The organism is uncultured Rhodococcus sp. (genome assembly GCF_963525155.1).
Lineage (GTDB): Bacteria > Actinomycetota > Actinomycetes > Mycobacteriales > Mycobacteriaceae > Rhodococcus_F > Rhodococcus_F qingshengii.
The window spans coordinates 1-6,504 of sequence record NZ_CAURKP010000242.1 but is presented as its reverse complement, the minus strand read 5'-3'; the positions used below and the strand labels follow the sequence as shown (position 1 = coordinate 6,504).

Below are 6,504 nucleotides of genomic sequence, written 5' to 3'. Positions count from 1 at the left end.
CCGACGAACGTGGTCCAGAAGTGCCACTTGCCGAGACGCTCGTCCATCATGCGACCGGTCATCTTCGGGAACCAGAAGTAGATACCGGCGTACGTGGCGAACACGACCGTACCGAAGACCACGTAATGGAAGTGGGCGACGACGAAGTAGCTGTCCGTGACGTGGAAGTCGAGCGGCGGGCTCGCGAGGATGACACCCGACAGACCACCGAAGAGGAAGGTGATCAGGAAGCCGATCGAGAACAGCATCGGTGATTCGAAGGTCAATTGCCCCTTCCACATCGTGCCGATCCAGTTGAAGATCTTCACACCCGTCGGCACGGCGATCAAGAACGTCATGAACGAGAAGTACGGCAGGAGAACAGCGCCTGTTGCGTACATGTGGTGAGCCCACACCGCGATCGACAGAGCGGCGATGGCCAACGTTGCGTACACCAGACCGCTGTAGCCGAAGATCGGCTTACGGCTGAAGACCGGGAAGATCTCCGAGACGATGCCGAAGAACGGCAGCGCGATGATGTACACCTCGGGGTGACCGAAGAACCAGAACAGGTGCTGCCACAGGAGCACACCGCCCGTTGCCGGGTCGAAGATGTGCCCACCGAGATGGCGGTCGACGAACAGGCCCATGAATGCAGCGGTCAGCAGCGGGAACGCCAGCAGGATCAGGATGCTGGTGATGAAGATGTTCCAGGTGAAGATCGGCATGCGGAACATGGTCATACCGGGTGCGCGCAGGCAGATCACGGTGGTGACCATGTTGACGCCACCGAGGATGGTGCCGAGGCCGGCGACGGCCAGACCCAGGACCCACAGGTCGGCGCCGACGCCGGGGCTGTGCAGCGCGCTGGTCAGCGGCGTGTATGCCGTCCAACCGAAGTCTGCTGCGCCACCGGGCGTGACGAATCCGGCCGTCGTGATGATCGCACCGAACAGGTACAGCCAGTAGCTGAACGCGTTCAGGCGCGGGAACGCGACGTCGGGTGCACCGATCTGGAGCGGAAGAATGTAGTTCGCGAAGCCGAAGACGATCGGGGTCGCGTACAGCAGCAGCATGATCGTGCCGTGCATGGTGAACAGCTGGTTGAACTGTTCGTTGGAAAGGAACTGCATGCCGGGTACAGCAAGTTCGGCACGCATCATCAGTGCCATGAGGCCACCGATGAGGAAGAAGGCGATGGAAGTCGCCAAGTACATGATTCCGAGCACCTTGGGATCGGTGGTCGTGATCATCTTGAAAATGAATGAGCCCTTGGGTCCCTGCCGCGGCGGGTAAGGCCTGGCCGGCGCTATCGTGGGGACTGGCTGGGGCGCTACGGCAGTCACTGATCCTCCTGAATGTGCCTTTGGTCGCTCCGCAGACTCCGTCAAAGAGCCCTTGGTTGCGCCCGCAGGGTCCGTCGCCCGGGCTGCGGACAACGGCTTCTGGCTTGCGCTCATCGAATCGTAGACCGTGACTCCGAGGCACCGCGACCCGGTCCTACTCTGCGTCGTACTCGAGCATCCGTTTTTGGGGGCACCAAACGAACGACCTGCGGTTTATGTTCCCTCGGGAGTCCGAACCCACATCCGAATCGGCGTGTCGTACCCGCCGAAGAATTCGGCCGGTGTCCGTTTTCGGCCATCTCCTCCACTGATAAGGTCACCCTCGCCTAACTCACCTCAGGAGTATTCAGTGAAATTCTTTCCCCGCCGCGCCGCGCTGGTAGCCGTCGCAGCCTCGATCGCCTTGGTCGTTCCAGCCTGCTCGAGTAACGACGAGCCCGCTGCAACCACCACCTCGACCGAGTCGGGCGCATTCCCCCGCACGATCGAACACTTCCGTGGAAGTACCGAGATCCCGGCAGCACCCCAGCGGATCGTCGCGCTCGACAACAGCTTCACCGACGCCGTCCTTCTCCTCGAATCCCCGCTCGTCGGCTACGTCGACTACCGCGAGCCCGGTCTGCCCGACTACCTCGGATCCTCGCGGGAGGAATTCGCCGCGGACGCCGTCTCGGTCGGGACGGTCAGCAGTGCAAGCCTCGAGAAGATCGCCGCACTGCAGCCGGACCTCATCATCTCCGCCGAGGTCCGCGACGGGAAGAACTACGAGCAGCTCTCCGCAATCGCGCCCACCGTCTTCACCCAGACGACCGGTCCGACGTGGAAGGACAACATCCGCGTAGTCGGTGAAGCGCTGGGCAAGGAATCGCTGGCCGAGGCGAAAATCACCGAATACGAAACACGCGCGGCTGCCGTCGGCAAGGAAATCAACGAGAAGGCGAACAACCCGGTCATCTCGGTAGTCCGGTTCGCCGGTGAACCGACCGCACGTCTCTACCGCACCACCTCGTTCAGCGGCATCGTTCTTCAGGACGCCGGATTGAAGCGCCCGGACAACCAGGGACCTGACCCCGCCGATGCCGGCAACATCATGATGAAGATCAGCCCCGAGCTGATCAACGAAGCCGACGCGGACGTCATCTTCATCAGCACCTGGCAGGACGCCGAGGGCAAGAGCGCCGAAGCTGCGAAGCCGTTCCTCGAGAGCCCGCTGTGGCAGACGCTTCGAGGACGCAAGGTCGACGTGGACGATTCACGTTGGATGTCGCCGGTCAGCATCCAGGGCGCCCACATGATCCTCGACGACCTCTCGGACACGTTCGAGGTGGACAAGCAGAACAGCTGAGTCGAACAGCTAACCTGAACGGCGCCCGCTCACACAGGAAGCCGTCGACTTGTCTGTTCTCTCACGCACGTCTGTTCTCTCACGCACGACCGCCCGCACGTCCGTTCGTCGTGTCTCGATCCTGGGGATCACCGCCACGATGCTCGTCCTCGGTGGTTGCTCGTCCGACTCGTCGGACGATCCGGCGAGCACCATCGTCCGGACCACTACGTCGATCGCCGGTGCCGGCGTGATGGGCATCGAACGCGACACCGCCACCGCGTGCCCGACGCCGACGCAAGCCGACCCGGGAGCGGGCCCCGGGGTGAAGCGTCGAGTCGTACACACTGCGGGTGAAACCGAGGTTCCTTCCGATCCCCAACGGATCGTGGTCCTCGACAGCGTCTCGATGGACGCCGTGTGCGCCCTCGGCCTGTGGGAGCGGGTAGTGGGCGCCGCGACCGGTGTCGACTCACCTCAACCGTCGTACCTGGGTTTCGGCATCTCGGAGATTCCGAGTGTCGGCCCCGTGAGCGCACCTGACGTCAACGCCGTGAAGGCCGCCGCGCCGGACTTGATCCTCGGGTCCAGTCCGGCGTCCGACGGCTTGTACGGGCAACTCGACGCCATCGCCCCCACCGTGTTCGCGGGCTCGGATCCCGTGTACTGGAAAGCGCAGTTCGCCCTCGCCGGCCAGGCACTGGGCCGTTCGTCCGCGGCTGCGACGGAGCTGGACCGCTACCAGCAGGACGTCGTGCAGCTCGGCGACGCATTGAATGCATCGCAGACGCAGGCATCAGTGGTTCGGTTCGGTTCGAAGGACCTGCAGATCGAGGGCCCCGCATCCTTCGCCGGACAGATCCTCAGCGACGTCGGCGTCCGGCGCCCACCGGCGCAGCGATTGACCGATGCGACCACGGCACCGATTCCGGCCGACGATCTCAGCGCCGCCGAAGGGGACTTGATCTACGTACTCTTCGACGGGCCGAACGGTCGTACCTACGGCACCGAGGTCATGAAGAGCGACCAGTGGCAGGACCTCGCCGCTGCCACCGACCGACGTGTGTTCGTAGCGGAAGACGACATCTGGAGCGGAAACGGGATGACTGCTGCCCGTGCCGTATTGGCGGACTTGAAGGGAACCTTGAACGGATATGCCAGCTGACTGGAACGAACCACAACTCCGACATTCGAAGCGGCTCGCCACAACTGTGACGGTCGGGTTCTGACATGCCGATCCCCGAATTCATTGTTGCACTGCGCGAGAAGGTCGGTCATGCGCCGCTCTGGCTGTCCGGAGTGAGCGTCGTGATCCGCGACGACGACGGCCGGATCCTGCTCACCCGCCGCGCCGACAACGGTCAGTGGGCCGTCGTGTCCGGCGTTCTCGAGCCTGGGGAGGAACCGTCGGCGGCGGCGGTGCGCGAGGCGAAGGAAGAAACCGGCGTCGACGCCGAATTGGTTCGGATCACGAGTGTCGATGTCACAGAGCCCATTACGTACCCCAACGGCGACGTGACTCAGTACCTCGACGTGTGTTTCCTGGCCAGGTGGACCGGCGGAGATGCACACGTGGCGGACGACGAAAACCTCGAGGTCGCGTGGTTCGCGCCGAGCGCACTGCCTTCGGACATGACGGAAACCTCGCGCCTGCGCCTCGCAAAAGCGTTGCTGGACAAGCCGGAAGCGTGGTTTCAGCGCTAGCCCGCTCTCAATACACGGCCGAAGCCCGATTCCCGCGTGTGCAGGAGTCGGGCTTCGGCGTGTAGGTCGCTCTCTAGAAGTCCCAGTCATCGTCTTCGGTGTTGACTGCCTTGCCGATGACGTAGGAGCTACCCGAGCCGGAGAAGAAGTCGTGATTCTCGTCCGCATTCGGTGAAAGTGCCGACAGGATAGCCGGATTGACGTCCGTCTCGTCCTTCGGGAAGAGGCCTTCGTAGCCGAGATTGTTGAGCGCCTTGTTGGCGTTGTAGCGCAGGAACTTCTTGACATCCTCGGTCAGACCGACGCCATCGTAGAGGTCCTGGGTGTAGTCGACCTCGTTCTCGTAGAGCTCGAAGAGCAACTCGAACGTGTAGTTCTTGAGCTCCTCACGCTCGGCCTCGGTGAGCTGTTCGAGGCCCTTCTGGTACTTGTAGCCGATGTAGTACCCGTGCACGGCCTCGTCGCGGATGATGAGGCGGATGAGGTCTGCGGTGTTGGTGAGCTTGGCTCGCGAGGACCAGTACATCGGCAGGTAGAAGCCGGAGTAGAAGAGGAAGCTCTCGAGGAGCGTCGATGCGACCTTGCGCTTGAGCGGCGACTCGCCGTTGTAGTAGTCGAGAACGATCTGCGCCTTGCGCTGCAGGTTGGGGTTCTCCTCCGACCAGCGGAACGCGTCGTCGATGTCGGGGGTGGAGCACAGCGTCGAGAAGATCGAGCTGTAGCTCTTCGCGTGCACCGATTCCATGAAGGCGATGTTGGTGTACACCGCTTCTTCGTGGGGAGTGATCGCGTCCGGGATGAGGCTGACGGCGCCGACCGTTCCCTGGATGGTGTCGAGCAGCGTCAGGCCCGTGAAGACGCGCATGGTGAGCTGCTGCTCCTGCGCGGTCAGCGTTCCCCAGGACGGGATGTCGTTGGAGACCGGCACCTTTTCGGGCAGCCAGAAGTTGCTGACGAGGCGATCCCATACCTCGGCGTCCTTCTCGTCCTGGACGCGATTCCAGTTGATGGCGGAAACGCGACTGACCAGCTTGACCATAATTCCTACCTAGCGAGAGAGATACTGCCGAATGTTGGCTTGCCTGAACACTACCCGTTGTGTCGGGTCCGCGATGCCAACACAACAACATGTGTCGCACGCGCCCCTCCACGAGTACAAAAAATGTGATATCAATTAAATATCACTTACCGATGGAAAGCGAGTCTCGCATGACCAGCACACCCACCGTGGCCGAGAAACCGACCGGTGTCGCCACCACAACGATCGCCGAACGCCCAGGCTGGGACCTGTCCGGCAGCTGGATGCTCCTCGGCGGCGTCCTTCTCTTCCTGGCCGGAATCGCGCTGTCCGTCGTTGGCGGAGTTCTGGGACTCTTCGCCCTGATTCCGGTCGGAGTGGTGCTGTTCATCGCGTCACTCCCCCTCCTGATGGGCCTGACCTTGGTGCAACCTAATCAAGCCCGAGTTCTGCAACTTCTCGGAAGCTCGTACAGCGGCACCTTGCGCACGCCGGGACTGCGATGGACAAACCCGCTGACGGTCCGTCGATCGATCTCGACGCGCATCCGAAACCATGAGACCGGTCAGGCGAAAGTGAACGACGCCGACGGCAATCCCATCGAGATCTCGGCGGTGGTCGTCTGGCAGGTGGCCGACACAGCGCTCGCCTCGTTCCAGGTGGACGATTACGAGGAGTTCGTCTCCGTACAGACCGAGGCGGCCGTCCGCCATATCGCCGGTAGCTACCCGTACGACGCCGAAGGCCGAGTCTCGTTGCGCGAGAACGCCGATATCATCACCACCACCTTGTCGGAGGAGGTTCACGCCCGCGTGCGTGCGGCGGGTGTCGAAGTTATCGAGACACGCATCAACAGGCTCTCGTATGCACCGGAGATCGCCAGCGCGATGCTTCGGCGCCAGCAAGCGGGTGCTGTGATAGCCGCCCGCAAGCAAATCGTCGAAGGCGCGGTGTCCATGGTCGACATGGCACTCAAGCAGCTCGAGGAGAAGCACGTCGTCGAACTCGACGAGGAACGCAAGGCGACGATGATCAGCAACCTTCTGGTCGTGCTGTGCGGCGACCGCGACGCACAACCGGTGCTGAACACCGGTTCGCTCTACCAGTAAAGGAAAGGCCACATGGCCACGGAT

General features: G+C 62.6%; 6 protein-coding genes. 4 read left to right on the top strand and 2 right to left on the bottom strand.

Annotated elements, in window-relative coordinates:
* A partial coding sequence (locus tag RWT78_RS27020) for a cbb3-type cytochrome c oxidase subunit I (protein WP_314682132.1) occupies positions 1-1,325 on the bottom strand: 1,325 nt, incomplete at its 3' end.
* A gap of 349 nt (positions 1,326-1,674) precedes the next feature.
* On the opposite strand from RWT78_RS27020, the gene RWT78_RS27015 reads away from it, so the two are divergent.
* The 3 genes from RWT78_RS27015 (at position 1,675) to RWT78_RS27005 (ending at position 4,353) form a co-directional block, all read left to right on the top strand.
* Positions 1,675-2,670 carry an ABC transporter substrate-binding protein gene (locus RWT78_RS27015; RefSeq protein ID WP_042450041.1) on the top strand — a complete coding sequence of 332 codons (996 nt, stop codon included), beginning with the start codon at positions 1,675-1,677 and terminating at the stop codon, positions 2,668-2,670.
* Between the two features lie 49 nt (positions 2,671-2,719).
* Positions 2,720-3,814 (top strand): iron-siderophore ABC transporter substrate-binding protein, encoded by a 1,095-nt coding sequence (locus RWT78_RS27010; protein WP_042924484.1) that lies wholly within the window; start codon positions 2,720-2,722, stop codon positions 3,812-3,814.
* 65 nt (positions 3,815-3,879) lie between these two features.
* The gene (locus RWT78_RS27005; RefSeq protein ID WP_314682128.1) at positions 3,880-4,353 is read left to right on the top strand and encodes an NUDIX domain-containing protein; all 474 of its coding nucleotides are present in this window, start codon (positions 3,880-3,882) and stop codon (positions 4,351-4,353) included.
* A 73-nt stretch (positions 4,354-4,426) separates the two neighbouring features.
* Here RWT78_RS27005 and nrdF read toward each other — a convergent pair whose 3' ends face one another.
* A complete protein-coding gene (gene nrdF, locus RWT78_RS27000) occupies positions 4,427-5,392 on the bottom strand; it encodes a class 1b ribonucleoside-diphosphate reductase subunit beta (protein ID WP_003944744.1) in 966 nt (321 codons plus the stop codon).
* Positions 5,393-5,562: 170 nt separating this feature from the next.
* Between nrdF and RWT78_RS26995 the strand changes: the two genes are divergently transcribed.
* Positions 5,563-6,480, top strand: a complete 918-nt coding sequence (locus RWT78_RS26995; RefSeq protein WP_003944699.1) for an SPFH domain-containing protein — start codon at positions 5,563-5,565, stop codon at positions 6,478-6,480.
* Positions 6,481-6,504: the final 24 nt, after the last annotated feature.